The organism is Acidovorax sp. BLS4, assembly GCF_032929295.1.
Lineage (GTDB): Bacteria > Pseudomonadota > Gammaproteobacteria > Burkholderiales > Burkholderiaceae_C > Paracidovorax.
Map to the genome: position 1 here is coordinate 2,133,496 of NZ_CP136797.1, position 25,687 is coordinate 2,159,182.

Annotated in this window: 27 protein-coding genes; 20 read left to right on the forward strand and 7 right to left on the reverse strand. The window is 65.1% G+C overall.

Going from position 1 to position 25,687, the window contains the following annotated elements; translation table 11 throughout:
- Positions 1-285 precede the first annotated feature (285 nt).
- A complete protein-coding gene (gene rpsT / locus R1Z03_RS09875) occupies positions 286-585 on the reverse strand; it encodes a 30S ribosomal protein S20 (RefSeq protein ID WP_272551520.1) in 300 nt (99 codons plus the stop codon).
- A gap of 182 nt (positions 586-767) precedes the next feature.
- On the opposite strand from rpsT, the gene murJ reads away from it, so the two are divergent.
- Both murJ and R1Z03_RS09885 read left to right on the forward strand, forming a co-directional pair.
- Positions 768-2,333, forward strand: a complete 1,566-nt coding sequence (gene murJ, locus R1Z03_RS09880; protein WP_284430034.1) for a murein biosynthesis integral membrane protein MurJ — start codon at positions 768-770, stop codon at positions 2,331-2,333.
- A gap of 73 nt (positions 2,334-2,406) precedes the next feature.
- Positions 2,407-3,261: a SirB1 family protein gene (locus tag R1Z03_RS09885; protein WP_284430035.1), complete on the forward strand. Its 855-nt coding sequence runs from the start codon at positions 2,407-2,409 to the stop codon at positions 3,259-3,261.
- 46 nt (positions 3,262-3,307) lie between these two features.
- Here the strand turns inward: R1Z03_RS09885 and queF are convergent, their stop codons facing one another.
- The 4 genes from queF to R1Z03_RS09905 form a co-directional block, all read right to left on the reverse strand.
- Positions 3,308-4,153, reverse strand: a complete 846-nt coding sequence (gene queF / locus R1Z03_RS09890) for an NADPH-dependent 7-cyano-7-deazaguanine reductase QueF (protein WP_317359150.1) — start codon at positions 4,151-4,153, stop codon at positions 3,308-3,310.
- Between the two features lie 73 nt (positions 4,154-4,226).
- Positions 4,227-5,123, reverse strand: coding sequence for a 2OG-Fe(II) oxygenase (locus R1Z03_RS09895; protein ID WP_317359152.1), 897 nt, complete (start codon positions 5,121-5,123; stop codon positions 4,227-4,229).
- A gap of 95 nt (positions 5,124-5,218) precedes the next feature.
- Positions 5,219-5,995, reverse strand: a complete 777-nt coding sequence (gene yaaA, locus R1Z03_RS09900) for a peroxide stress protein YaaA (protein WP_317359155.1) — start codon at positions 5,993-5,995, stop codon at positions 5,219-5,221.
- A 115-nt stretch (positions 5,996-6,110) separates the two neighbouring features.
- The gene (locus R1Z03_RS09905) at positions 6,111-9,398 is read right to left on the reverse strand and encodes an Rne/Rng family ribonuclease (protein WP_317359157.1); all 3,288 of its coding nucleotides are present in this window, start codon (positions 9,396-9,398) and stop codon (positions 6,111-6,113) included.
- Between R1Z03_RS09905 and R1Z03_RS09910 the strand changes: the two genes are divergently transcribed.
- The 5 genes from R1Z03_RS09910 to R1Z03_RS09930 all read left to right on the forward strand — a co-directional run bounded on the left by R1Z03_RS09910 (position 9,382) and on the right by R1Z03_RS09930 (position 13,120).
- Positions 9,382-9,570: a hypothetical protein gene (locus R1Z03_RS09910; protein ID WP_272567848.1), complete on the forward strand. Its 189-nt coding sequence runs from the start codon at positions 9,382-9,384 to the stop codon at positions 9,568-9,570. The two genes, R1Z03_RS09905 and R1Z03_RS09910, sit on opposite strands and share 17 nt — an antisense overlap.
- Positions 9,571-9,977: 407 nt before the next feature.
- Positions 9,978-10,991: an RluA family pseudouridine synthase gene (locus R1Z03_RS09915; protein ID WP_284430040.1), complete on the forward strand. Its 1,014-nt coding sequence runs from the start codon at positions 9,978-9,980 to the stop codon at positions 10,989-10,991.
- Positions 10,992-10,996: 5 nt separating this feature from the next.
- Positions 10,997-11,665 (forward strand): HAD family hydrolase, encoded by a 669-nt coding sequence (locus R1Z03_RS09920; protein ID WP_284430041.1) that lies wholly within the window; start codon positions 10,997-10,999, stop codon positions 11,663-11,665.
- A gap of 39 nt (positions 11,666-11,704) precedes the next feature.
- Positions 11,705-12,079 (forward strand): Rieske 2Fe-2S domain-containing protein, encoded by a 375-nt coding sequence (locus R1Z03_RS09925; protein WP_284430042.1) that lies wholly within the window; start codon positions 11,705-11,707, stop codon positions 12,077-12,079.
- Between the two features lie 3 nt (positions 12,080-12,082).
- On the forward strand, positions 12,083-13,120 hold the full coding sequence (locus tag R1Z03_RS09930) for a S49 family peptidase (protein ID WP_284407055.1): 1,038 nt from the start codon (positions 12,083-12,085) through the stop codon (positions 13,118-13,120).
- Between the two features lie 90 nt (positions 13,121-13,210).
- Here the strand turns inward: R1Z03_RS09930 and R1Z03_RS09935 are convergent, their stop codons facing one another.
- Both R1Z03_RS09935 and R1Z03_RS09940 read right to left on the reverse strand, forming a co-directional pair.
- Positions 13,211-13,990, reverse strand: a complete 780-nt coding sequence (locus tag R1Z03_RS09935; protein ID WP_317359165.1) for an SAM-dependent methyltransferase — start codon at positions 13,988-13,990, stop codon at positions 13,211-13,213.
- Positions 13,987-14,586, reverse strand: a complete 600-nt coding sequence (locus R1Z03_RS09940) for a Maf family nucleotide pyrophosphatase (protein WP_317359168.1) — start codon at positions 14,584-14,586, stop codon at positions 13,987-13,989. Before R1Z03_RS09940 ends, R1Z03_RS09935 begins: the two co-directional genes overlap by 4 nt.
- 25 nt (positions 14,587-14,611) lie before the next feature.
- On the opposite strand from R1Z03_RS09940, the gene R1Z03_RS09945 reads away from it, so the two are divergent.
- The 13 genes from R1Z03_RS09945 (at position 14,612) to R1Z03_RS10005 (ending at position 25,584) form a co-directional block, all read left to right on the forward strand.
- A complete protein-coding gene (locus tag R1Z03_RS09945; RefSeq protein ID WP_284430045.1) occupies positions 14,612-15,163 on the forward strand; it encodes a DUF177 domain-containing protein in 552 nt (183 codons plus the stop codon).
- Positions 15,164-15,262: 99 nt separating this feature from the next.
- On the forward strand, positions 15,263-15,445 hold the full coding sequence (gene rpmF, locus R1Z03_RS09950) for a 50S ribosomal protein L32 (RefSeq protein WP_092744121.1): 183 nt from the start codon (positions 15,263-15,265) through the stop codon (positions 15,443-15,445).
- A gap of 108 nt (positions 15,446-15,553) precedes the next feature.
- Positions 15,554-16,606 (forward strand): phosphate acyltransferase PlsX, encoded by a 1,053-nt coding sequence (plsX, locus tag R1Z03_RS09955; RefSeq protein WP_284430046.1) that lies wholly within the window; start codon positions 15,554-15,556, stop codon positions 16,604-16,606.
- Positions 16,606-17,583, forward strand: a complete 978-nt coding sequence (locus tag R1Z03_RS09960) for a beta-ketoacyl-ACP synthase III (protein ID WP_272567863.1) — start codon at positions 16,606-16,608, stop codon at positions 17,581-17,583. Before plsX ends, R1Z03_RS09960 begins: the two co-directional genes overlap by 1 nt.
- A 50-nt stretch (positions 17,584-17,633) precedes the next feature.
- The gene (gene fabD / locus R1Z03_RS09965) at positions 17,634-18,593 is read left to right on the forward strand and encodes an ACP S-malonyltransferase (RefSeq protein ID WP_317359175.1); all 960 of its coding nucleotides are present in this window, start codon (positions 17,634-17,636) and stop codon (positions 18,591-18,593) included.
- A complete protein-coding gene (gene fabG / locus R1Z03_RS09970) occupies positions 18,590-19,342 on the forward strand; it encodes a 3-oxoacyl-ACP reductase FabG (protein WP_317359177.1) in 753 nt (250 codons plus the stop codon). Before fabD ends, fabG begins: the two co-directional genes overlap by 4 nt.
- Positions 19,343-19,445: 103 nt before the next feature.
- On the forward strand, positions 19,446-19,685 hold the full coding sequence (acpP, locus tag R1Z03_RS09975) for an acyl carrier protein (protein WP_003058049.1): 240 nt from the start codon (positions 19,446-19,448) through the stop codon (positions 19,683-19,685).
- A 40-nt stretch (positions 19,686-19,725) separates the two neighbouring features.
- Complete coding sequence (fabF, locus tag R1Z03_RS09980) at positions 19,726-20,970, forward strand: beta-ketoacyl-ACP synthase II (RefSeq protein ID WP_317359230.1); 1,245 nt, start codon at positions 19,726-19,728, stop codon at positions 20,968-20,970.
- A gap of 63 nt (positions 20,971-21,033) precedes the next feature.
- A complete protein-coding gene (locus R1Z03_RS09985) occupies positions 21,034-21,525 on the forward strand; it encodes a hypothetical protein (protein ID WP_317359232.1) in 492 nt (163 codons plus the stop codon).
- Between the two features lie 12 nt (positions 21,526-21,537).
- Positions 21,538-22,164: an RNA polymerase sigma factor RpoE gene (gene rpoE / locus R1Z03_RS09990; protein WP_284430051.1), complete on the forward strand. Its 627-nt coding sequence runs from the start codon at positions 21,538-21,540 to the stop codon at positions 22,162-22,164.
- 53 nt (positions 22,165-22,217) lie between these two features.
- A complete protein-coding gene (locus R1Z03_RS09995) occupies positions 22,218-22,841 on the forward strand; it encodes a sigma-E factor negative regulatory protein (RefSeq protein ID WP_317359235.1) in 624 nt (207 codons plus the stop codon).
- Positions 22,842-22,941: 100 nt separating this feature from the next.
- Entirely contained in the window at positions 22,942-23,958 is a 1,017-nt protein-coding gene (locus R1Z03_RS10000; RefSeq protein WP_317359237.1) for a MucB/RseB C-terminal domain-containing protein, read from the forward strand.
- A gap of 141 nt (positions 23,959-24,099) precedes the next feature.
- Positions 24,100-25,584, forward strand: a complete 1,485-nt coding sequence (locus tag R1Z03_RS10005) for a DegQ family serine endoprotease (protein WP_372588272.1) — start codon at positions 24,100-24,102, stop codon at positions 25,582-25,584.
- The last annotated feature ends 103 nt before the right edge of the window (positions 25,585-25,687 follow it).

A 25,687-nucleotide genomic window follows, 5' to 3' on the forward strand; every position in this document is an offset into this window, starting at 1 on the left:
GCAATTGAAAAAGCCTGCGCGCAATCGGCAGGCTTTCGCTTATCAAAAATTGACGCTCCCTGACATCGGGAATTGTCCCATTAGGTAAAGACCCTGACAAAAATCAAAGTTTCACGAAATCGGCCCGAGAAAAAGGGGATCACCCGCCGCAAACCCGCATGGATATTGGGTTGGCCGTATTTCAGGCACAAAAAAACCGCCCGAAGGCGGTTCTTTCGTTTTGCTGACAGCGCACCCGTTACAAACGGCGGACGGCAGGGCCGTCCGGGCTGTTTGCCTGAAAGGTCAGGCGGCCAGGGCCAGGGTTTTCACCTTGGCGGACAGGCGGCTCTTGTCGCGAGCGGCCTTGTTCTTGTGGAAGATGCCCTTGTCGGCGATGGTGTCGACGACGGCTTGCATCTTCGCAAACAGTTCGGTGGCCTTGGTCTTGTCGCCGGCCAGGACGGCCTTCTCGACATTCTTGACCGCGGTACGGTACTTGGAGCGCAGCGAGGTGTTCGCGGCGTTCAGCTTGACGTCCTGGCGGACGCGCTTGCGGCCGGAGGCGAGACGGGGGTTCTTTTTCTTGGGCTTGGCAGATGCCATGGTAAATTTTCCTTAAGTGTCTGAGGATGATGTCAGCAAAGCCCGCGATTATAGCCCAGCGACTTGGGGTAGGCCGCCGGGGTCTTTCGAAGCGATACAGGCGGCGCCCTTCGGTGAAGCCTCAAGGGCTGGCATTCCAAGTACCGCGGGCCGGGTGGAGCGCAGCGCATACACTCGCGGCCGTGTCCCTGTTCAAAGCCGCCTCCACCGTTTCCCTGCTGACCCTGGCCTCCCGCGTGACGGGCCTGGTGCGCGATCTGCTGATGGCCTCGCTGTTCGGGGCCAACGCGCTCACCGACGCCTTCAACGTCGCTTTCCGCATTCCCAACCTGTTTCGCCGGCTGTTCGCCGAAGGGGCCTTCAGCCAGGCCTTCGTGCCCGTGCTCGCGGCGCACAAGGCCCAGCACGGCGACGATGCCACGCGCCGGCTCATCGCCAGCGTCGCAACGGTGCTGTTCTGGGTGCTGCTGCTGACCTGCGTGCTGGGCGTGCTGGGGGCGCCGCTGCTGGTGTGGCTGCTCGCCAGCGGCCTGCGCCAGAGCGCGGGCGGTTTCGATGCCGCCGTGGTCATGACGCGCTGGATGTTCCCCTACATCGGCTTCATGTCGATGGTGGCGCTCTCGGCCGGCGTGCTCAACACCTGGAAGCGCTTTGCCGTGCCGGCGGCCACGCCGGTGCTGCTCAACGTCTGCATGATCGCCGCCGCCTGGCTGGGCGCGCCGCAGCTGGCCGCGCGCGGCATCGAGCCCATCTATGCCATGGCCGGCGGCGTGATGCTCGGCGGCATCACGCAACTGGCGGTGCAACTGCCCGCGCTGTTCCGGCTGGGCCTGCTGCCGCGCATCGGGCTCACTCCCGGGGCCATTCGCACGGCGTGGCACGACCCGGGCGTTCGCCGCATCCTCACCCTGATGGGCCCGGCGTTGCTGGGCGTGGGCGTGGCGCAGATCTCGCTCATGATCAACACGCAGATCGCCTCGTACCTCGCGCCGGGCAGCGTGACCTGGCTGTTCTACGCCGACCGGCTCATGGAGTTTCCCACCTCGCTGCTGGGCGTGGCGCTGGGCGTGGTGCTGACGCCGCAGCTGGCGGCCGCCAAGGCGGCCGGCGATGCCGCCCGCTATTCGTCCATGCTCGACTGGGGGCTGCGCATCGTCGTGGTGCTGTCCGTGCCGTGCGCGGTGGGCCTGCTCACCTTTGCCGAGCCCCTGGTGGCCACGCTGTTCCACCATGGCGCGCTGCAGGACAGCGACGTCGGCCAGATCGCCCTGGCCCTGGCCGGCTACGGCGCGGGGCTGCTGGGCCTGGTGGCCATCAAGGTGCTGGCGCCCGGCTACTACGCCAGCCAGGACATCCGCACGCCGGTGCGCATTGCCATCGTGGTGCTGGTGGTCACGCAGCTCCTGAATGCCGCGCTGGTGCCGCTGATCGACCATGCGGGCCTTGCGCTGTCCATTGGCCTCGGGGCGCTGATCAATGCGCTGTGGCTGCTGATCGGCCTGTTGCGGCGCGGCACCTACCAGCCCCAGCCCGGATGGGCCCGGCTGGCGCTGCAGGTGGTGGCCGCCAGCGCCCTGCTGGCGGTGCTGCTGATGTGGGGCGCGCGCCATTTCGACTGGCTGGCCCTGCGGGCGCACGAGGGGCAGCGCGCCGGGCTCCTGGCCCTGCTGATGGGCGGCGCGGCAGTGCTGTATTTCGGGGCGCTCTGGGCGGCGGGCCTCAAGTTGCGCGAACTGCTGCGCCGCTGACCGCCTTCGCGCCGGGTTTCGTCCCTTCGGAACCCCGCTTGACGCGGCCCGGCACGCCCCTTACAACCCTCCAATGGCCCTGAGCTATTCACTTCCCACTCCGCTGGAGTACTTCGCCACGCTGGTGCGCAGCGACGACCAGTTTCCCCTGCTGGAGGCGGCGGCGTCCATCGCGCAGGACGAGTATCCCGAGCTGGACGTACAGCAGTTGCTCGGCGACGTGGATCAGCTCCTTGCCCGGCTGCGCCGGCGGTTGCCCGCCGATGCGTCGTCGCTGCAGCGCCTGCGCTCGCTCAACCAGTTCTTCTTCGGCGACCTGGGCTTCGCGGGCAACGTCAACGATTACTACGACCCCGAGAACAGCTACCTCAATGCCGTGCTGCGCACGCGGCGGGGCATTCCGATTTCGCTGGCACTGGTGTGGATGGAATTGGCCCAGGGGCTGGACCTGCATGCGCGCGGCGTCTCGTTTCCCGGTCACTTCATGATCAAGGTGCTGCTGCCCAAGGGGCAGGTGGTGATGGACCCGACCACGGGCCAGTCGCTGTCGCGGGAAGAGCTGTCCGAGCGCCTGGAGCCCTACCGGCACCGCAGCAACGGCCTGGTGGACGACTACGACATTCCGCTGGGCCTGTACCTGCAGGCGGCGCCGCCGCGCGATGTGATCGCGCGCATGCTGCGCAACCTCAAGGAGATCCACCGCTCGCAAAAGGACTGGGCGCGGCTGGTCGCCGTGCAGGACCGGCTCATCGTGCTGCTGCCCGACGCCTGGGGCGAGTGGCGGGACCGGGGCCTGGCCCATGCGGAGCGGGGCGACACGGCATTGGCCGTGGCCGACCTGGAGACGTACCTGGCGCGCGTGGAAGACGGGCTCGACATCGACGCCATCGCCGAGCGCGTGAGCCTGCTGCGCCGCGCCAGCAACTGAGGCGCAGCGCAACGGCAACGGCGCCACCAGGGTTCTGTTGGCCCTCTTACTGGCGCGCCGTGCGCACGTTGGGCGGCAGGGCTTGCGGGTGGCTGGTGCGCAGCGGATTGATGTCCAGCCCGCCGCGGCGCGTGTAGCGCGCATACACCGACAGCTTGATCGGCTTGCAGCGCGTCCACACGTCCATGAAGATGCGCTCCACGCACTGCTCGTGGAATTCGTTGTGGTTGCGAAAGCTCACCAGATACTGCAGCAGCCCGGCCTGGTCGATCTGCGGGCCGCTGTAGTGGATGCGCACGCTGCCCCAGTCCGGCTGGCCGGTCACCAGGCAGTTGCTTTTGAGCAGGTGGCTCGTGAGCGCCTCGGTCACCGGCGTCTCGGCATGGTTGGCCGACAGCAGCTCGGGGGCCGGCGTGTACTGCGTGCATTCCACGTCCAGGCGGTCGAGCAGCAGGCCGTCCAGTTCCTGCACGGGCTCGCGGTCGAACAGCTCGGGCTGCAGCAGCTTCACGCCCACCGTGCCGGCATGGGCCGCCCCGCGCCAGACGGCTTCGCTCACGTCGGCGCGGATGCGGGCCTGCACCTCGGCGGCGTCCGTGAAGCGCGTGTTGTTGAAGCTGTTCAGGTAGAGCTTGAACGACTTGCTCTCGACGATGTTCGGCGTCTCGCACGGCACCGTCACATGGGCGATCGCCACCTGCGGTTTGCCGCGCGGGTTGAGCCAGGACAGCTCGAACGCCGTCCACAGGTCGGCGCCGAAGAAGGGCGGTGTGTCGCCAATGCCGATCTCCGCCCGCTTGCCGGCCCGGGGAATCGGAAAGAGCAGGGCGGCGTCGTACTGGTCCACATAGGCGGATGCGCGACCCAACTGCGATTGTTCGGGGGTGTTCATGGAACTCCGTGTTTCTGTTTGCTATTAATTTAATAGCTATGGAGGCAATGAGAACTAGGGCGTCAAGCCGATTTCATTCGAACTTGCGTTCGCGCAGCCATTTGGTGGCGATCCACTTCTCGCCGGCGATCACCGGCGCGCCGCCGTGCAGCGTGCGCGTGGACGGGTGGGGGCGCTCGTAGCTGAAGAACACCGCGTTGCCCTGGCGCGGCGCGATCTCCAGGTGCACGTCGGGGAAGGTGGTGCCGCCGCCCTTGTCCGGGTTGTTCAGGTAGATCACCAGCGTGGCCACCCGCTGCCCGCCGCGGCGCAGGATGGTCGGCGTGCCGGGCTCGGCAGGGTCGAAGTAGTCGTAGTGGGGCTTGTATTCCGCGCCCGGGCGGTAGTGCAGCACCTGCAGGCCTTCGCCGTTTTCCAGCGGCCAGTTCACCAGCTTGGCGATGCGCTCTTCCAGGAGGCGCACCACTGCGTTCTCGCCGATCTGGAAGAACATGCCGTCGCTCGTGCGGTCGTCGTTCACCTCTTCGCCGCCCGTTCGCGTGGCCACGGTGAGCGAGCGCGCCATGCGCGGTTCGGCTTCGGCGATCAGCGCTTCGCACTCCTCGGGCGAGAGCAGGTTGCCGAACAGCACCACGCGGGGCTGGGCCATGGACATGAGCACCTCGACCTGGCGGTCGCCCACGTCGATGAAGAGCGGCGATTCGCCCACGGCCGGCTCGGGCACGCGCGAGGCGGGAGGCTGCCCCTGCTGCACCGCCAGCGCTTCCAGGTGGTCGCGCAGCACATGCTCCATGGCGTGCGCGGCCACGTCCTCCCGCCAGCCCGCGTCGAGCATGGACTGGAGCACCACCGGCGCCTGAAAACCGGCCTGGGCCTGCGCGATGATCCATTCGCGCAGCTCCGGCGTCACGGATTGGGACGGGGCATCGGCCGGGGCGGAGGAGGTGGTCTGGCGGGAACGTGCGGGCATGGCGTGGTGGGCGTCAGTGGCGTTGGCGTTGGCGTTTCGGGAAGAGGAATCCAGTCGATCGTCGGGGCCGGGGGGGGGCGCGGGGCCATCCGCCCTCAGGCGGCCTTGCGGCGGAACACGAGCCGCTCCGGCGTGGAGGCGGCACTGGCGAAAGCATAGCCTTCCAGGTCAAAACCCTCGAGCTGGCGCGGTGTGGTCACCTGGTGCCGGATGGCATGGCGCGCCATGAGCCCGCGCGCCCGCTTGGCGTGGAAGCTGATGATCTTGTAGGCCCCGCCTTTCCAGTCCTCGAACACGCACTCGATGACGCGCGCCTTCAGCACCTTGCGGTCCACCGACTTGAAGTATTCCTGCGACGCCAGGTTGACGACCACCGGCGTGGCGTCGGCCGCCAGTTGCCGGTTGAGGTGCTCCGCAATCGACGCGCCCCAGAACTGGTACAGGTTGGCGCCCGCATCGGTGGCGAGCCGGGTGCCCATTTCCAGGCGGTAGGGCTGCATGCGGTCCAGCGGGCGCAGCACGCCGTACAGGCCGCTCAGGATGGCGACATGGCGCTGGGCCCAGTCCAGCTCATCCAGCGTGAGCGAGCGGGCCTGCAGGCCTTCGTACACATCGCCGTTGAAGGCCAGCACGGCCTGGCGCGCATTGGCCGCGGTGAACTTCGGACGCCATGCGGCATACCGCGCCACGTTCAGCGCGGCCAGCGGGTCGCTGATGTCCATCAGGGCGGCAACGTCCTGCGGCGACTTCTGCCGCAGCACTTCGATGAGCCGGGTGGACTGGGGGACGAACTGCGGCAGCGTGTGCCCGACGCCTTCGGGCAGGGGCGTGTCGTAGTCCAGGGATTTGGCGGGAGACAGCAGGAACAGCATGGGGGTCGCGATGGTCCGGTGACCTCGGAGGGGGAAGTGGAAAGCCCGGCAGCGGGCTTTCCAGCAAAGACGACAACCGGCCCGGGGCATTGCACCGCGGGCCGGCGGCGCCGCATCAGGCGGCGGGCGGCTGCTCGAACGGCAGCGTCAGGTCTCGCAGGTCGCGGCGCGTTTCCACCAGCACCAGCGGGCCTTCATCGATCGCCACCACCGGGGGGCGTTCGCGCGGCACATGGACCGGGCGCGGTTCGGCCGCGATGGCGGCTTGCGCGGCGGCGATCTTCTCCGCATCGGAGTTGACCCACTGCAGGCCCGAGGTCTGGGCGACCTGGTTCAGCTCGTCCACCGGCAGGGTGAATGCCTGGACCCGTGGCATGGCGCCATTCGGCTGGGCAGGGGCTGCGGCTTGGGCTGGAGCAGCGGCAGCAGGCTGCAGCACGGGGGCTGGCACGGGCGTTGGCGCCACCGGAGCCACCGGAGCGACCGGAGCCACTGGGGCCGCCATGGAGGCCACCGGCGCGACCTGGGCCGCTACCGGAGCGGGTGCCGCGACGGGGCGCGGGGCGACCGGCGCAGGGGCCACCGGCTCCACGGCAGACGCGTGGGGCACCGCCGATTCCACGGGCGCATCGGTGGCTGGTGCGGCGACGGGCTCGTGGGCTTGTGGCGCGGCGGCAGCGGACGCGTTGAAGTAGCTGCGGCGTGCGGGTTCCTGCGAGGCTTCGGCGGGCGCGCTGTCGGCAGGGGCCGTCGCGCTGACATCGAAGTCCATCAGGTTGCCCGCGGGCTGCTCCTGCTCCGCACCGTTTTCACGCGGAGCCCGCTCGCCACGCTCGCGGCGGTCACGGCCGTAGCGGTCGCGCGACCGGCGTTCACGGCGCTCATCGCCTCCGGCGGCGGGTGCGGCCGGGGGGGCGTCGTTGCCGGTCAGGTCCAGGTCGGGCAGGGACGCCATGGGGGAGGTGTCCACGAAATCCGCCACGGGGCCCTGGCCTGCGCCGGCGGCCTCGTCGACGCGGGGAGCGCGTTCACCACGCCCGCCACGCTCGCCGCGGCCACCGCGCTCGCCGCGCTCGCCGCGTTCGCGGCGGGGGCCGCGCTCGCTGCGTGCAGCTTCCACGGGTTCGCCGGCACCGTCCAGGGTGACCGAAGCGGTCGCAGGCAGCGCTGCGCCGGTTTCGGCGTTCAGCGGGGCTTGGCGGGGCTCGCCGTCCCGGCCGCGGCCGCGGCCTTCGCGTGGCTCGCGGGGTTCACGGCCCTCGCGGCCTTCACGGGGCTCGCGCCCGCCATTGCGGGGTTCGCCTTCCGGACGGCCCTCGCGGCCTTCCCGGCCACCACGTGCATCAGCGTCGCGGGGTCCGCGGCCGTTGCCGTTCCCGTTGCGTGGGGCTTCGCCCTCCGGGCGCTCCGCACGGCCGTCACGGCCATCGCGGCGGCCACGGCCTTCGCCATTGCCTTCCCGTTGGCCGTCGCGCGAGCCATTGCGCTCGCTGCCGTTGCGTTCACCGCGGCGGCCGCGTTCGCCGCCACGGCCTTCACGCCGGCCTTCCCGCGCGGGCTCGGCCACCGGTGCCGGTGCCGGCGCGGCCACGGGGGCCGGGGCACGTGGGGGCTCGCCGAAACCGAACAGGCTCTTGAGCCATGCGAAGAACCCTTGCTCCTGGGGCGCGGGCGCCACGGCCGGCGCGGGGGCCGGAGCCGGGGTGGCCGCCGCAGCCGCAGCGGCGGCCGCTGCCGCGGGTCGGCTGTGCGACGGGTTGCGGGCCGCGCCTTCCGGACGGGGCTCGGCGATCGGCGCCGGCGCGTCGGGCAGCACGCCCTTGATCACCGGGGTCTGCTTGTTGGTGGGCTCCTGCGAGCGGCGCGTGACGGCGGTAGGGTCTTCCACTTCTTCGACGAGCTTGTAGCTGGCATCGATGTGGTCCAGGCGCGGGTCGTCGTGCTTGAGGCGCTCGAGCTTGTAGTTCGGCGTCTCCAGGGTCTTGTTGGGCACCATCAGCACGGTCACGCGCTGCTTGAGTTCGATCTTGGCGATCTCGGGGCGCTTTTCGTTGAGCAGGAACGAGGCCACTTCCACCGGCACCTGGCAGTGCACGGCGGCCGTGTTGTCCTTCATGGACTCTTCCTGAATGATCCGCAGGATCTGCAGCGCCGACGATTCGGTGTCGCGGATGTGGCCCGAGCCGCCGCAACGGGGGCAGGGGATGGAGGAGCCTTCGCTCAGCGCGGGCTTGAGGCGCTGGCGGCTCATCTCCATCAGGCCGAACTTGCTGATCGTGCCGAACTGCACGCGGGCGCGGTCCTGGCGCAGGGCGTCGCGCAGCCGGTTTTCCACTTCGCGGCGGTTCTTCGACTCTTCCATGTCGATGAAGTCGATCACGATCAGGCCGCCCAGGTCGCGCAGGCGCATCTGGCGGGCCACTTCGTCGGCGGCCTCCAGGTTGGTGCGGGTGGCGGTTTCCTCGATGTCGCCGCCCTTGATGGCGCGGGCGGAGTTCACGTCCACGCTCACCAGCGCTTCGGTGTGGTCGATCACGATGGCGCCGCCGGAGGGCAGGGTCACGGTGCGGGCGTAGGCCGATTCGATCTGGTGCTCGATCTGAAAGCGGCTGAACAGCGCGGCGTCGTCGCGGTAGCGCTTGACCTTGCCGGCATGCTCGGGCATCACGTGCGCCATGAACTGGTGCGCCTGCTCGTAGATGTCGTCCGTGTCGATGAGGATGTCGCCGATATCGCCGTTGAAATAGTCACGGATCGCGCGGATCACCAGGCTCGACTCCTGGTAGATCAGGAAGGCGCCCTTGCCGCCCTTGGCCGCGCCGTCGATGGCAGTCCAGAGCTTGAGCAGGTAGTTCAGGTCCCATTGCAGTTCAGGCGCCGTGCGGCCGATGCCGGCGGTGCGCGCGATGATGCTCATGCCCTTGGGGTATTCGAGCTGGTCCATCGCTTCCTTGAGCTCGGCCCGGTCTTCGCCCTCGATGCGGCGCGACACGCCACCGCCACGCGGGTTGTTGGGCATCAGCACCACATAGCGGCCGGCCAGCGACACGAAGGTGGTCAGGGCAGCGCCCTTGTTGCCGCGCTCTTCCTTCTCGACCTGCACCAGCAGTTCCTGGCCTTCGCGGATCACGTCGTTGATGCGCGCCTGGCTGACCGAGACGCCTTCGGCGAAGTACTGGCGGGAGATTTCCTTGAAGGGCAGGAAGCCGTGGCGGTCTTCGCCGTAGTCGACGAAGCAGGCTTCCAGCGAGGGCTCGACGCGGGTGACCACGGCCTTGTAGATGTTGCCCTTGCGCTGCTCGCGCCCTTCGATCTCGATTTCGTAGTCCAGCAGCTTCTGGCCGTCGACGATGGCCAGGCGGCGTTCTTCGGGCTGCGTGGCGTTGATGAGCATCCGCTTCATGATGGGATTCCTTTTCGTTGTCGGCCGGGCGGCGCGCAGCGAAAAAGCTGCATCGGCGCGCGTCCCGACCATTCAAACCAATGACACAGGCTCTTCAGGAGCCATGGATGCCAGGGCCGACGCGTTGAAACGAAGGGAATTGCCGCAAAGCCACGCGGCTGCGAAGCACTAGCTTCGCAGTCGTGGCGGGGGCGCGTGGATGGGGGCGAGGGGAAATGTGTGCAGCGTTGCCATGAAAGACTTGGCTGATGGCGCGGGCTGCACGGGCGATGCCGGCGATTGCGGAGCCCATGCCGAAGGCAGGCGCCTTCGCCAAAGGGTCACAATCCATGCCAACAATGCCCACATGTTTTCGCTTTGATCCGCCCGCAGAACCTGCCTGTTGGGCGGCCTGCGGACTGGGGATTCCGGTTTCGGTGTTTCAATTTGTCAGCCGGCCGCGCGGCGTGGGAGCCACCACAGGCATCTGGCCTGCAATCTGCGCACACGACACCCGTTGGCATCGACCTGCCTGCGCGGCTTGCAAGGTTGCGTGGACTAAACTCCAGACAAATCAACCACTTACAGAACATCGCGCAGGTGAAACACATTATAGGGGGCAAACCGGCGACGGACCGTGCCCCGAACCCCGCCCCCGCTGCGGCCCGCATCGTCGAAGTCGACGAGGACTCTGCCGGCCAAAGGCTCGATAACTTTCTGATACGCCATCTGAAGGGCGTCCCCAAAACGCACGTGTACCGCATCATCCGCAGCGGCGAAGTGCGCATCAACAAGGGCCGCGCCAGCGCGGACACCCGGGTCGCCACGGGCGATCAGGTGCGCCTGCCGCCCGTGCGCATCTCGGACAAGGTGGCCGAGAAGGCCGAGCGCCCGGCGCCGGCCCGCGAATTCCCCATCCTGCTGGAGGACGACCACCTGATCGCCATCGACAAGCCCGCGGGCGTGGCGGTGCATGGCGGCAGCGGTGTGAGTTTCGGCGTCATCGAGCAGTTGCGGCAGGCACGTCCCCAGGCAAAGTTCCTGGAACTGGTGCACCGCCTGGACCGCGAGACCTCGGGCATCCTCCTCGTGGCCAAGAAGCGTTCCGCGCTCACGCATCTGCAGGACCAGTTCCGGGAGCGGGAAACCGGCAAGACCTACCTGGCCCTGGTGCCCGGCACCTGGGCCGCCAACAAGAAAGTGATCGACACGCCCCTGCACAAGTATCTGCAGGCCGATGGCGAGCGGCGGGTGCGGGTGACCACGCCGGAAGACCCGGACGGCATGCGCTCCATCACCCTCGTGAAAGTGCGCAGCCACCTGCCGGCGCGCGCGGCCGAGGGGCTGCCGGCCATGAGTCTGCTGGAAGTCACCATTAAGACCGGACGCACCCACCAGATCCGCGTGCACCTGGCCAGCCAGGGCCATGCGATCGCGGGCGACGACAAATACGGCGACTTCGAACTCAACAAGCGGCTGCACAAGCACGGCCTCAAGCGCATGTTCCTGCATGCGTGGCGGTTACAGTTCGCTCATCCCTCCCACGGCGAGCGCATCGAACTGCGCGCAGAGTTGCCGCCTGATCTGGCGCAATTCACCGCCGCCACTGCCTGAACACCATGCCCACGACCCCACGCCGCCGCTTCGACCTCATCGCTTTCGATTGGGACGGCACCCTGTACGACTCCACCGCCATCATCGTGCGCTGCATTCAGGACTCCGTGCGCGACGTCGGCGGCACGGTTCCGACCGATCAGGCCGCGGCCTGGGTGATCGGCATGGGTCTCATGCAGGCGCTGACCCACGCCGCACCCGACGTGCCGCCGGAAAGACACGCCGAACTGGGCAATCGCTACCGCTACCACTACCTCAAGCACCAGGACGATCTGAGCCTGTTTGCCGGCGTGCTGCCCATGCTGGAAGACCTGCGTGCACGAGGGCACTTGCTGGCCGTGGCGACCGGCAAGAGCCGGCGCGGCCTGGACGAGGTGCTGCACACCGTGGCGCTGCGGGGCATGTTCGATGGTTCGCGCACGGCCGACGAAACCGCTGGCAAGCCGCATCCGCTCATGCTCCAGGAATTGATGGCCGAGTTCGATGTGGCGCCGGAACGCGTGTTGATGATCGGCGACACCACCCACGACCTGCAGATGGCCCTGTCGGCCGGGTGCTCCAGCGTGGGAGTGAGCTACGGAGCGCACGAGCCCGGCGAGTTCGACAGCCTCCAACCCCTGGCCGTCATGCATTCCGTACCGGAACTGCACGCCTGGCTTTTGCGGCACGCCTGACGCTGCAGCCGCCCGCCAGCCCATCGTCGGTACCTTGCCATGGCCCCTTCCTTGCAACCCATCGACCTGTGCCCCAGCGCCGATCTGGTGGACGGCGGGCAGGCCGTTGCTTTCGATGTTTTATACGCCGGCCAGGCCTGCCGCGCCTTTGCCGTGCGCTTCGAAGGCCGGCCCCATGCCTACCTGAACCGTTGCACGCACGTGCCGATGGAAATGGACTACCAGGCGGACCGATTCTTCGACGACACCGGCCAGTGGCTGCTGTGCGCCACGCACGGCGCCGCCTATCGGCCCGATACGGGCGCTTGCGCGGGTGGCCCGTGCCGCGGTGGCCTGGTGAAGATCCAACTCTCCGAAGGCCAGGGCGTAGTGCGCTGGCATACTGAACCCCACTTGCAACCTGTCGAATTCTGACAAATGACCGAACCGACCCGGCCCGAACCTTTTGGTTCTGGGCAGACTCCCCCGCCAGCGCCCGATCTGTGGGCACAGACTGCTACTGAAAAAGAAGCAAAAGACCCTGCGAAGATGCCAGGCTGGGAGCGTGACGTGTTGGAAAAGCTGGTGTTCGCGACCTTGTCCGAGCAGCGCTCCGCACGCCGCTGGCGCATTTTTACCCGGTTGGCGTGGCTGGTCTTCCTGATTGCCGTGGCCTGGGTGTTGCTGGCGCGCGACGCTACCAGCACGAGCAAGAGCACGCCCCACACGGCGGTGGTGGACATCAAGGGTGAGATCGCCGCGGGGGCCGAAGCCAGCGCCGAGTTCGTGGTGGCGGCCATGCGCAGTGCCTTCGAAGACTCCGGATCGCAGGCCGTGGTGCTGCTCATCAACTCGCCGGGCGGCAGCCCGGTGCAGGCCGGCATCATCAATGACGAGATCATTCGCCTGAAGGCCAAGTACAACAAGCCCGTCTATGCCGTGGTGGAGGAAACCTGCGCATCGGCCGCCTATTACATCGCCGCCGCCGCCGACGAGATCTACGTGGACAAGGCCAGCATCGTCGGCAGCATCGGCGTGCTGATGGATGGCTTCGGCTTCACCGGCACGATGGAAAAGCTGGGTGTGGAGCGTCGCCTGCTGACGGCGGGCGAGAACAAGGGCTTCCTCGACCCGTTCAGCCCGCAGACCGAAAAGCAGCGCGCCTATGCGCAGGCCATGCTGGACCAGATCCACCAGCAGTTCATCCATGTGGTCAAGGAAGGGCGCGGCGATCGGCTCAAGCCCACGGCGGACACCTTCAGCGGCCTGTTCTGGACCGGCCAGCAGGCGGTGGAAATGGGGTTGGCCGACCACCTGGGCAACCTCGACTATGTGGCACGCGAGGTCGTCAAGGCGGAAGACATCATCGACTACACCCGCCGCGACAACGTTGCTGAGCGGCTGGTCAAAAAATTCGGCGCTGCCATGGGCCAGACGGCCGTGCAGGCCATCAAGGGCGCACCGGCCATCCGCTGAGGGCTCGCTATCCGGGTCTGCCGCCGGGCCGGGATCGGTGCCCGGCGGTCCGGATGAGCGGTTGGAATCCCGGAGATCTGTTGATCGGGCCTAGCGCCCGATGGCAAAGACGGCCGGTATCCGGTTATCGGGCACTTCCATTTGCTGTCGCCATTGGCGCACGAGCCGGCTTGCCGTGCGCGCCTGCGGCAGTGTGAGCCCGCTGGCAATCGCCAGCCGGGTATTGGGCTGCAAGGTTTGTACCAGGGCCTGCCACAGCGCGGCGTTGCGGTACGGGGTCTCGATGAACAGTTGCGTTTGTCCCTGCTTGAGCGCCAGGGCTTCCAGTTCGCGGATGCGCTGGGTGCGCTGGGCCGGATCCTGCGGCAGGTAGCCTGCAAAAGCAAAACCCTGTCCATTGAGACCGCTCGACGCCAGCGCCAGCAAGAGCGACACGGGGCCCACCAGTGGCACCACCCTCAGCCCGCAATCGTGCGCGGCACGCACCACCGAACTGCCAGGGTCCGCCACCGCAGGCATGCCCGCCTCGCTCACCAGGCCCATGTCGTTGCCCGCCAAAGCGGGCGTCAGCAACGTGCGGGCGTCGAAGGTCACATGGCCGTCTGCACCATGGTCGCCTTTCTTGTGCACTTCGCGCGGCAACTCGTCGATCTGCTGCGACTGCAGCGGCAGCTTCAGGGGGAACAACGCATCAACGCGCTTGAGGTATGCGCGGGTACTCTTGGCGTTCTCGCAGATCCAGTGGGTGATTTGCGACGCCGCCTGCAATGTCGCGGCAGGCAGGGATTGATCCAGGGGGGCTTGGATGTCGCAGCCGAAGTCGAGCGGTGCGGGCACCAGGTAGAGCGTGCCGGTCGATCCGGCTGTCATGGCAGTTCCATTCCGGCGGCGCGCAACATGCGACAGGTCCGGATCAGCGGCAGGCCGATCAGCGCTGTCGGGTCATCGCTTTGGATGCTGTCGAGCAGGCTGATGCCCAATCCTTCGCTTTTGGCGCTGCCGGCGCAGTCGTACGGTTGCTCGGCGAGCAGGTAGCGCTCGATCTCCGCATCGGACAGGTCGCGGAAGCGAACTTCCACCGGGGCCAACTCCACCTTTTCAAACCCCGTGGCGGCGCAAACCACTGCCACCGCGGTCTGGAACACGACGCTGTGGCCCCGCATCCGTTGCAGCTGGGCGACCGCTTTCTCGTGTGTGCCTGGCTTGCCCAGCGGTTGTCCCGAGAGATCCGCCACTTGATCGGATCCGATCACTACGGCGTCCGGGTGGACTGCAGAGACGGCGCGGGCTTTGGCCATGGCCAGCCGCAAGGCGAGGGCGCTGGGCGCCTCGCCGGCGTGGGGTGTTTCGTCGACATCGGGCGCTGCGACATCGAAAGGCAGACGCAGGCGGGAGAGCAGTTCGGCTCGGTAGCGGGAGGTCGAGCCCAGCACCAGACGGCGGGGCAGGGAAGGGGATTGAGGCATGCGCTGATTCTCTTACACTGCCGCCATGACCAAGGAATTCTCCCCTCAGCGCCTCGATGTCAAAGCCTTCGCGCAGGCGGGCGGTCACCTGTCCGGCCATGACTCCCTTTTGAAGTACGAACGCTTGGCCCAGGAGGCCAAGGGCCTGCACCCGGATCTCATGGTGGATTGGGCGGTTGACGGCGAAGTGCGCAGCACGCATGGCATCGGCGGACAGATCTGGCTGCGGCTCACAGTGAACGCGGCGCTTCCCATGACTTGCCAGCGCTGCCTCGGATCGGTGGATGTGCCGCTTCAGGTGCAGCGTGAGTTCCGTTTCGTGGCGGACGAAGCCACGGCGGAAGCGCTGGACGACGAGAGCGATGAAGACCTGCTGGCCTTGAGCCGCGAGTTCAATCTGCGAGAGTTGATCGAAGACGAGCTGCTCATGGCATTGCCCCTGGTGCCGCGGCACGACGAATGCCCGGCCCCCGTGCCAATGGAATCCAGCGACGAGGATTTCGAAGAGGCCAGCGCGCAAAAGCCCAACCCTTTTGCGGCACTGGCAGCCTTGCGAAAAGACAAGGCGGAAGACTGAAAACCGTTTGGGCTATAATCGAGGGCTTCGCGCGAATCCCCCTCGTGTCTTTATGGGCTGATCGCGTTTTTACCAACCCTTCAAGACTCAGGAGCCACCATGGCTGTTCAGCAAAACAAAAAATCCCCTTCCAAGCGCGGTATGCACCGTTCGCATAACGCTCTCAACGTGCCTGGCACGGCTGTTGAGCCCACCACCGGCGAAGCCCATCTGCGCCACCACATCAGCCCCAACGGTTTCTACCGTGGCCGCCAAGTGCTGAAGAACAAGTCTGAAGCCTGATTTAACTCGCGCGCCGAGGCCCGCTGCTACGAAATTGGTAGCGCGGGCCTTTGTTTTGTTCGCTGTATTTTCACTTCCGGTCGTTTTCTGCGGTCGGACAAGTCGCCCATGATCACACTGGCTGTTGACTGCATGGGGGGCGATCACGGCCCCCGCGTCACGCTAGCGGCGTGCCGCCAGTTCCTAGAAAATCATCCCGAAGCCCGTTTGCTCCTTGTCGGTCAGCCTGAAAGCCTGAAGGATTTCAAGCACGATCGGGCTGCTGTCACCCCTGCCAGCGAGGTCGTCACCATGGATGATCCGGTGGAGATTGCCTTGCGCCGCAAAAAGGATTCGTCCATGCGCGTTGCAATCCAGCAGGTCAAGGATGGGACCGCTCAAGCCGCCATTTCTGCGGGCAACACGGGTGCTTTGATGGCCATCGCCCGCTACCTTCTGAAAACCCTGGACGGAATCGACCGCCCCGCGATTGCGACTCAGATACCCAATGCCAAGGGTGGTGCCACGACCGTGCTGGATTTGGGCGCCAATGTGGATTGCACCGCTGAGCATCTACTCCAATTTGCCGTGATGGGCTCGGCCCTAGTGTCTGCGCTTCAAGAGGGTTCGGAGCCCACCGTTGGCTTGCTCAACATCGGCGAGGAAGCAATCAAGGGTAGTGAAGTCATCAAAAAAGCGGGTGAATTGTTGCGTACGGTAGGTAACTCTGGCGATCTTCGTTTTTTTGGCAATGTGGAAGGCAACGATATCTTCAAGGGCACGGTCGATATCGTGGTTTGTGACGGTTTCGTGGGGAATGTGGCTCTCAAGGCCAGCGAAGGCGTAGCCTCCATGATCGTCGGAGGGCTCAAGCAGGAGTTCAAGCGCAATATCTTTACCAAACTGGCGGCAGTTGTGGCCTATCCGGTGTTATCTGCGCTCATGAAGCGGATGGATCACCGACGCTACAACGGGGCAGCGTTGCTAGGGTTGCGTGGATTGGTGTTCAAAAGTCACGGATCGGCGGACGCCATGGCTTTCGAGCAGGCTTTGAACCGGGCGTATGATGCAGCCCGCAACAACCTGCTCGACCGCGTCCGGACGCGGGTGGCGCATGCTGCGCCCTTGCTGGCGCCATCGGATGCCCAGCCTGTCAACACCGCCGTCGGGTCCCCATATTGATGAGACGCTACTCCCGCATCACAGGCACTGGCAGCAGCCTGCCTCCTCGTCGTCTGACCAATGCCGACCTCGTGGCCGAGTTGGCTCAGCGCGGTGTGGAAACATCGGACGAGTGGATCGTCGAGCGCACCGGCATCCGGGCGCGCCACTTCGCGGAGCGCGATGTCTGCAGCAGCGATCTGGGGCTGGAGGCTTCTCGCAATGCGCTGGAGGCGGCTGGAGTTCAGCCGCAGGACATCGATCTGATCATCGTCGCCACGTCCACGCCGGACATGGTTTTCCCTTCGACCGCCTGCATCTTGCAAAACAAGCTGGGGGCCAATGGATGCCCGGCTTTCGATGTGCAGGCCGTCTGCAGTGGTTTCGTGTATGCGCTGACCGTGGCAGACGCCATGATCCAGTCCGGCAGCGCCCGCCGCGCCCTCGTCGTGGGTGCGGAGGTATTCAGCCGCATCCTCGATTTTGATGACCGCACCACCTGCGTGCTGTTCGGCGACGGCGCAGGCGCCGTGGTACTGGAGGCTTCGGAAACTCCTGGCATCCTGTCGAGCGATCTGCATGCCGATGGTCGGCATGTGGGCATTCTGTGCGTGCCGGGCAACGTCTATGGCGGGCAGATTCTGGGTGACCCGTTGCTCAAGATGGATGGCCAGGCCGTTTTCAAGCTGGCTGTGGGTGTGCTGGAAAAGGCAGCCCGTGCTGCCCTGGAGAAGGCCGGACTGACCGATGCGGACGTGGACTGGCTGATCCCTCACCAAGCCAACATCCGCATCATGCAAAGTACGGCGAAGAAGCTGGGCCTGTCGATGGACAAGGTGGTCGTCACCGTAGACCAGCATGGCAACACTTCGGCGGCGTCGATTCCCCTGGCACTCGATCATGCGGTTCGCACCGGCCAGGCCAAGCCCGGACAGACGTTGCTTCTGGAGGGCGTGGGAGGCGGTTTTACATGGGGTGCGGTGCTCCTGAAACTGTAGCTTGAAACGCTGAAAAATTAAGCGGTGAAGGCGGTTTTGACCATTCGTTTATGACGACCAAAAAATCTTTTGCATTTGTTTTCCCCGGCCAGGGCTCCCAGTCGGTCGGCATGCTGGATGCCTGGGGCGACCACCCTGTGGTGGCGCAAACCCTGCAGGAGGCTTCCGACGCCCTGGGCGAAGACATCGCACGCTTGATTCATGAGGGCCCGAAAGAAGCGCTTTCGCTGACGACCAATACCCAGCCGGTCATGCTCGTCGCTGGCGTGGCCGCATGGCGCGCATGGGTCTCGGAGGGCGGTGATGTCCCGGCAGCGGTGGCCGGCCACTCGCTCGGCGAATATTCGGCGTTGGTGGCGGCAGGGGTGCTGACGCTGGCGCAGGCCGCGCCGCTCGTTCGTCTGCGTGCTGCCGCCATGCAGGAGGCAGTTCCCGTCGGTATGGGCGCCATGGCTGCCATTCTGGGCATGGATGCACACAAAGTGATCGAAGGTTGCACCGCGGCGGCGGCATCTTTCGGTGCGGATGGCGGTGAAGTGGTGGAGGCCGTGAATTTCAACGACCCCATCCAGACCGTGATTGCGGGCACGAAAGCCGGCGTCGACAAGGCGTGCGAACTGTTGAAGGCGTCTGGCGCTAAGCGTGCGTTGCCCTTGCCGGTATCCGCTCCTTTTCACTCCAGCCTAATGAAGCCGGCAGCCGAGAAATTGCGGGAGGCCCTGTCGGCGCTTTCCTTGGCGGCCCCGCAGATCCCAGTCGTCAACAACGTGGATGTCGCGGTCCGGCAGGAGGCGGATGCCATCCGCGATGCGCTGTACCGCCAAGCCTTCGGTCCGGTGCGCTGGGTGGAGTGCGTGCAGGCGCTCAAAGCCCGCGGCGTGACGCATCTGGTGGAGTGCGGCCCTGGAAAGGTGCTGGCGGGCTTGGCGAAGCGCATCGATCCAGAGCTGGTCGTTGCTTCTATTTATGACCCGGCCACGCTGGCCGAAACACGAGCATTGTTGGCATGAGCGATACCCCTTCGTTGAATGAAAAGCCCCAGGTAGCGCTGGTCACTGGCGCATCGCGCGGCATCGGCGCTGCCATTGCGGCCGTGTTGGCGGCCCGTGGCCATTTGGTGATCGGTACCGCGACGACGGATGAGGGCGCTCAGCGCATCTCTCAGGCACTGTCGTCCGGCGGCGGCCACGGTGTGAATCTGAACGTCACGGATGTGGCGGCTGTCGATGCGTTGATCGACACCATCGTGAAGCAGCACGGTGGTTTGCATGTGCTGGTGAACAATGCTGGCATCACCCGCGACACGTTGTCCATGCGCATGAAGGACGACGACTGGGATGCGGTCATCGACACCAATCTGAAGGCCGTGTTCCAGGTGAGCCGCGCCGTCATTCGACCCATGATGAAACAGCGCTTCGGTCGCATCATCAACATCACCAGCGTGGTGGGGTCGGCAGGCAATCCCGGCCAAGCCAACTATGTGGCAGCGAAGGCGGGCGTGGCAGGCATGGCGCGTGCCCTTGCCCGTGAACTGGCCAGCCGGGGCATTACCGTGAACTGCGTGGCCCCTGGCTTCATTGCGACCGACATGACCGCGCAACTCCCTGCCGAGCAGCAGCAATCGCTGCAATCGCAGATTCCAATGGGCCACATGGGCCGCCCAGAAGACATTGCCCATGCGGTTGCCTATCTGGCATCGGCAGAGGCTGGTTATGTCACGGGTCAGGAGTTGCATGTCAATGGCGGCATGTACATGTAATTGAGTAAAGTTAGCGCCGATTCATCGCGACGGCGGGCTGGTAGGGGACTGATCCCGAAGCAGCTAGAATCGCGGATTCATTCACAACCCTCAAAGGGAAACCATGAGCGATATCGAAGCACGTGTCAAAAAGATCATTGCCGAACAACTCGGCGTTGAAGAATCGCAAGTCACCAATGAAAAGGCTTTTGTGGCCGACCTGGGCGCTGACTCGCTGGACACGGTGGAGCTGGTGATGGCGCTGGAAGACGAGTTCGGCATCGAGATTCCTGACGAAGACGCAGAGAAGATCACCACGGTGCAAAACGCTATCGACTACGCCAATACCCATCAGAAGGCCTGAGCGCCTTCAGTTCAGACAGATTCGTAGAAAGTCTTAGCGCATGAGCCGTCGTCGCGTCGTCGTGACCGGCCTGGGTTGCATCACCCCCGTCGGAAACACGGTGGCAGATGCCTGGGCCAACATCCTGGCCGGTCAATCCGGCATTGACCTCATCACCAAGTTCGACGCTTCGAACTTTGCCTGCAAGATCGCGGGTGAGGTCAAGGGATTCGATCTTGGCGCCTACATGAGCGCCAAGGATGCACGCACGATGGATACCTTCATCCATTACGGCATCGCTGCGGCGGATGAGGCGGTACGTGATGCCGGCCTTCCGACCGGCGAGGCGTTGGACGAAGAGCTGGCAACGCGCATCGGCTGCATCATCGGGTCTGGGATTGGTGGATTGCCGTTGATCGAAAACACCCATGCAGAACTGGAAAGCCGGGGTCCTCGCCGGATCACGCCTTTTTTTGTTCCAGCATCCATCATCAACATGGTGGCGGGTCATGTATCGATGCGCTTTGGTTTCAAAGGTCCGAACCTTTCCGTGGTGACGGCATGTACTACGGGCCTGCATTGCATCGGTGAGGCAGCGCGCAAGATCGAGTATGGCGATGCCGATGTGGTGGTCGCCGGCGGCACGGAAGCCACGGTTTCTCCCCTGGGTGTGGGTGGCTTTGCTGCCATGCGCGCCTTGTCCACTCGCAACGATGATCCAAAGACTGCCTCCCGCCCATGGGACAAAGGCCGCGATGGCTTCGTATTGGGCGAGGGTGCAGGGGTGCTGGTGCTGGAAGAATACGAGCACGCCAAAGCCCGCGGCGCCAAGATATACGCAGAATTGTCCGGCTATGGCATGAGCGCCGATGCGGGGCACATGACGGCGCCCAATATGGACGGCCCTCGCCGCGCCATGCAGGCCGCGCTGCGCAATGCCGGTGTCAACGCCGAGGAGGTGGATTACCTCAATGCTCACGGCACCTCAACGCCATTGGGCGATTTGAACGAAACCCATGCGATCAAGGCCGCTTTGGGCGGGCATGCCAAAAAGACGGTGATCAGCTCGACAAAGTCGATGACCGGCCATTTGCTGGGCGGTGCGGGTGGGATTGAAAGCGTGTTCACCGTGATGGCGTTGCGTGACCAGAAGGCGCCCCCAACCATCAATCTCTTCGAGCAAGACCCGGAATGCGATCTGGACTACTGCGCCAACGTCGCCCGAGACATGAAGATGAACATCGCGGTGAAGAACAATTTTGGTTTTGGCGGCACCAACGGCACGTTGGTTTTCAAGCGCGTTTGACGGGGTGGCCAGACCGCTGCGCGGTGCCGGTCGGCCAGCTGTGATGGAAGGGTGGGCTCGGCAATGACCCGCTCCGCCAAGTCTTTTCATGCCCCAGCGACCCGCCATGAGGTGGCGCGGAGCCGCAGGTTGGGCTGGTTCATTGCTGGCGCCCTGCTTGCTGGCCTTGGGGGCTTTGCCGCGTGGATCGCGCAATCTGCTGGGGATAGCCTGCTTCGAGGCACTGTGTTCTTCGTCTTGTGGGGCGCGGTTGCCGGCCTGGCTTGGCGCTTTTGGTTCCGGCTGCCCGTGGGTGCCCTGCATTGGGATGGTTTGCATTGGTCCTTGAATCAAAATGCAGAAATGCCTGTTGCAGGTGAATTGGTTGTCCATGCGGATTTCCAGTCTTTCCTCTTGGTGCAACTGCATGGAGTCGATGGCCGGACCCAGTGGGTGTGCCTCGAGCGTACCCAGCCGCGGGAGGCCTGGGCGGCGCTGCGCCGTGCGGTATATTCGCGCCCCAAGCCAGAGCCCCGTGCCGACGGCATGTTCTCTGTCCGGCGCGGCGACGCGTGAGCCCCTTTTTTCATGACTGCTTCCATGCCCCCGCCTTCCGCCGACAGTGACCTTCAGCTTGTGGAGCGCACGGTTGCGGGTGACCAGAGGGCGTACGAACTGCTGGTGATCAAGTATCAGCGGCGCATCGAACGGCTCATTGGTCGCATGGTCCGCGACTCCGATCTCGTACAGGACATTGCCCAGGAAACGTTCATCCGAGCGTATCGCGCACTGCACCAATTCCGGGGAGAGGCGCAGTTCTATACCTGGCTCTATCGGATCGCGGTCAACACCGCCAAGAAGGCGCTGGTCGACATGAAGCGCAATCCCGTCATCTCGGAAAATGCCTTGCGAGGAAGTGATGACGACGATGAAACTTCCCGACTGGGGCATGAACTAACCACCGACGAGACGCCCGAGACCGTGCTCGCAGCCCAGGAAATCGCGGTGGCGGTGAACGCTGCAATGGATGCGCTGCCTGAAGATTTGCGCCAGGCGGTGACATTGCGTGAGATTGAAGGGTTGACCTACGAGGAGATTGCGGCTGCCATGGATTGCCCCATCGGCACCGTACGTTCCCGTATCTTTCGAGCGCGGGAAGCCATATCGGCCCGTGTCCGCCCTTTGTTGGAGAAGCAGTCGGGCAAGCGGTGGTAGCGCGGTGTGAATGGCAGAGCAGTGAAGCAAAACGTGATGGCTGGGGAACGACCATGAATGACGATCTGAAAATGCGTGAACATTTGTCTGCCCTTGCGGATGGGCAGCTGCGAGGCCAGGAGTTTGGTCAAGCCGTGGACTATGCCAGCAGCAATGCGGACGGCTTTGAAACGTGGCAGATGTATCACCTGATCGGCGACGTGCTTCGCTCTTCCGAGTTGGCGCGTCCGGTGAATTCCTCACTGGTGGACCGGCTTCGCAGCCAGATCGAAGCGGAGGGCATTCAGCGCCCTCCGTTGGTGGCCAGTGCCGTCGTGCAAGGAGCTGTCGCGGAGGTCGTGACGCCTGCTGTGGCCGCCAATGCCTCCGTGTTTCGCTGGAAAATGGCTGCGGGTTTTGCTTCGCTCGCCGCTGTCGGTGCAATCGGATGGACGGCCATGACAGGGATTCAGGCTGGGTCCGAAGGAGCGCAGATGGCTTCCGCTGCGCCAGTGACCGCCGCTCCTGCGGCGGTGGCGGTGGCAGACGCAACGGAAGGAAGCGCACCGCAGGTCATGATCCGCGATCCGCGGCTGGATGAGTTGCTGGCCGCGCACAAACAGTTTGGCAATACGTCGGCGCTGCAAATGCCGGCGGGTTTCCTGCGCAATGCCACCTTCGAGGCTCCGGCGCGCTGAGATCGTGAAGACAGGCCAGGAAGGCCCCTTGTACGCCGCTCAACAGCCTCGAGTCAGAGGTGTTCGTGCCTTGGCGGGCTACCTGAATAGGGCGGCTTCAATGCGCCACGCTCTGGCGTGGGTGCTGCTCGTGGCCGGTTCGGGCCACGCGCTGGCCGGGCCGCCGCCCGCCGTTGCTGCATCCAGTGCGGTGACGCCTGGCGACGCACGCTCCATTTCCGGATGGCTGGAGCGCATTCATCGCGCCTCCCGAGAGCACAGCTACAGCGGTACTTTTGTGGTGTTGTCTGCATCGGGCGCCATGGTGAGTTCCCGAATCTGGCATGCGGCCGATGGAAACGACCAGATCGAGCGCATCGAGGCATTGAACGGGTCTCCCCGCGTGGTCTATCGCCGGGAGGGGCTCGTCCGCACCTTCTTGCCCCAGGCGCGCATGGTGCGTGAGGATCGTCGCGACATGCCCAGCTTGTTCCCGCGGCTGCCGGAAACGGCTGATCGCGGACTGGATGCGCACTACACGGTGCAGACCTTGGGGCGTGAACGCGTTGCGGGCCACGAAAGTGAAGTGGCTTGGCTGCGACCCAGGGATGGGCTGCGATTCGGTTACCGCATGTGGGTGGCCGAAGCCTCGGGTTTGATCTTGAAGCTGCAGACCCTCGACCTGCGGGGGCGCGTGCTGGAGCAGGCGGCGTTTTCTCAGCTGGAGCTGGATAACGCGGTGCCATTTGCGCGCCTCGTGGGCATGATGGATGACGTACGCGACTTCCGGGTGGTCAGGGTTGCCATGCGCAAGACCACCGCGCAAGCCGAAGGCTGGCGTCTGAGAGCGCCGGTGGGTGGATTCACCACTGGGGATTGCTACAAGCAAGAGGATGCGGCTGTTGCGCAGTCGGGCCTTCCCTTGCATTGCCTGCTCTCGGATGGGCTGGCGACGGTCTCGCTCTTCCTGGAGCCTTACGACGCCTCCCGCCATGCTGCCGGCCCGAGCGCGGGCAGCATGGGGGCCACCCAGACCCTGGCGCAACGCGTTTCAGGCAACATGTGGCTCACGGCGGTGGGTGAGGTGCCGCAGGAAACCTTGCGGCTGGTGGCCGAGCAATTGGAATACGCCCGTTGAGCAGTGCCGCTGCTGCCCAAGCCGTCCCACTGGGGCGGATGCATGGGCTGCTGACTGTGGTGTGGCGGGAACCAAATGTGAACCTTGCAATACGAAGTCCTTTTGCTGCTCCCGATGTCTCCTCTGAATTTTGAAAGAACGATGATGCCGATGACGACGAACTGGAAAAATCTGCAATCGTGCGCGGTGGCCGTCGCGATGGCATTGACCGCTGCCTCTGCGGCTGTGCCTGTCACTGTGTTGGCGCAAACGCCGCCACCCACGGTCCGGGGCCTGCCGGATTTCACGGACCTGGTGGATCAGGTCGGGCCGTCGGTGGTCAACATCCGCACGCTGGAAAAGGCCGCGGAGCGTGCCGGCCCGAACGCCATGGACGAGGAGATGCTCGAGTTCTTCCGCCGCTTCGGCGTGCCCGTGCCGCCCAATGCGCAGCGCCAGCAGCGCCCCCGTGCACAGCCCGAGGAAGAGCAGCCACGCGGCGTGGGCTCTGGCTTCATCCTCACGCAAGACGGCTATGTGATGACCAACGCGCACGTGGTGGAGGGCGCGGACGAGGTCATCGTCACCCTGACCGACAAGCGCGAGTTCAAAGCCAAGATCGTGGGCGCCGACAAGCGTACGGATGTGGCCGTGGTCAAGATCGAAGCCACCGGATTGCCGGCCGTCAAGGTGGGCGATCTCAACCGGCTGCGGGTCGGTGAGTGGGTCATGGCGATCGGCTCGCCCTTCGGGCTTGAAAACTCTGTGACCGCGGGCATCGTCAGCGCCAAGCAGCGCGACACGGGCGATTACCTGCCCTTCATCCAGACGGACGTCGCGATCAACCCGGGCAACTCCGGCGGACCGCTGATCAACATGCGTGGCGAGGTCGTCGGCATCAACAGCCAGATCTACTCTCGCTCGGGCGGCTTCATGGGGATCTCCTTCGCCATTCCGATGGATGAGGCCATTCGGGTCAGCGACCAGTTGCGTGCCACGGGTCGCGTGACGCGCGGGCGCATCGGCGTGCAGATCGGCCAGGTCACCAAGGATGTGGCCGAGTCGATCGGTCTGGGCAAGCCCCAGGGGGCGCTCGTGAGTGGGGTGGAGGCGGGGTCTCCTGCCGACAAGGCGGGCGTGGAGGCGGGTGACATCATCACGAAGTTCGACGGCAAGACCATCGAAAAAACCGCCGATCTGCCGCGCCTGGTGGGCAATACCAAACCGGGCAACAAGAGCACCGTGACGGTCTTCCGCCGAGGTGCGAGCAAAGATCTCTCCATTACCGTGGCCGAGATCGAGCCGGATGACAAACCGGTGGCGAGCAAAGGTGGCGAGCGTGAAAGCGCAAAACCCAAGCCTTCTCCAGCCGCCCAGCAACTGGGCCTGGCGGTTGCAGAGCTGACTGAAGCCCAGAAAAAGGAGCTGAAGCTCAAGGGTGGGCTGCGGGTCAACGCGGCCACGGATTCGGCCGCGCGTGCCGGCCTGCGCGAAGGCGACGTGATTCTTTCCATCGCCAATATCGAAGTGGCCAACCTGAAGGACTTCGAGGCGGCCCTGGCCAAGGCGGACAAGAGCAAGCCCATCAACGTGCTGTTCCGCCGCGGCGAATGGGCCCAATATGCGTTGATCCGTCCGGCACGTTGACCGGTGAACGCACAAGGCCCCATCCCAAAGTGGGGTTTGGGGCCTTTGCGCAGAAATCCGGTTTGGTCCCTCAACGTTTTTGCGCGGCATTTCCATTGATCGT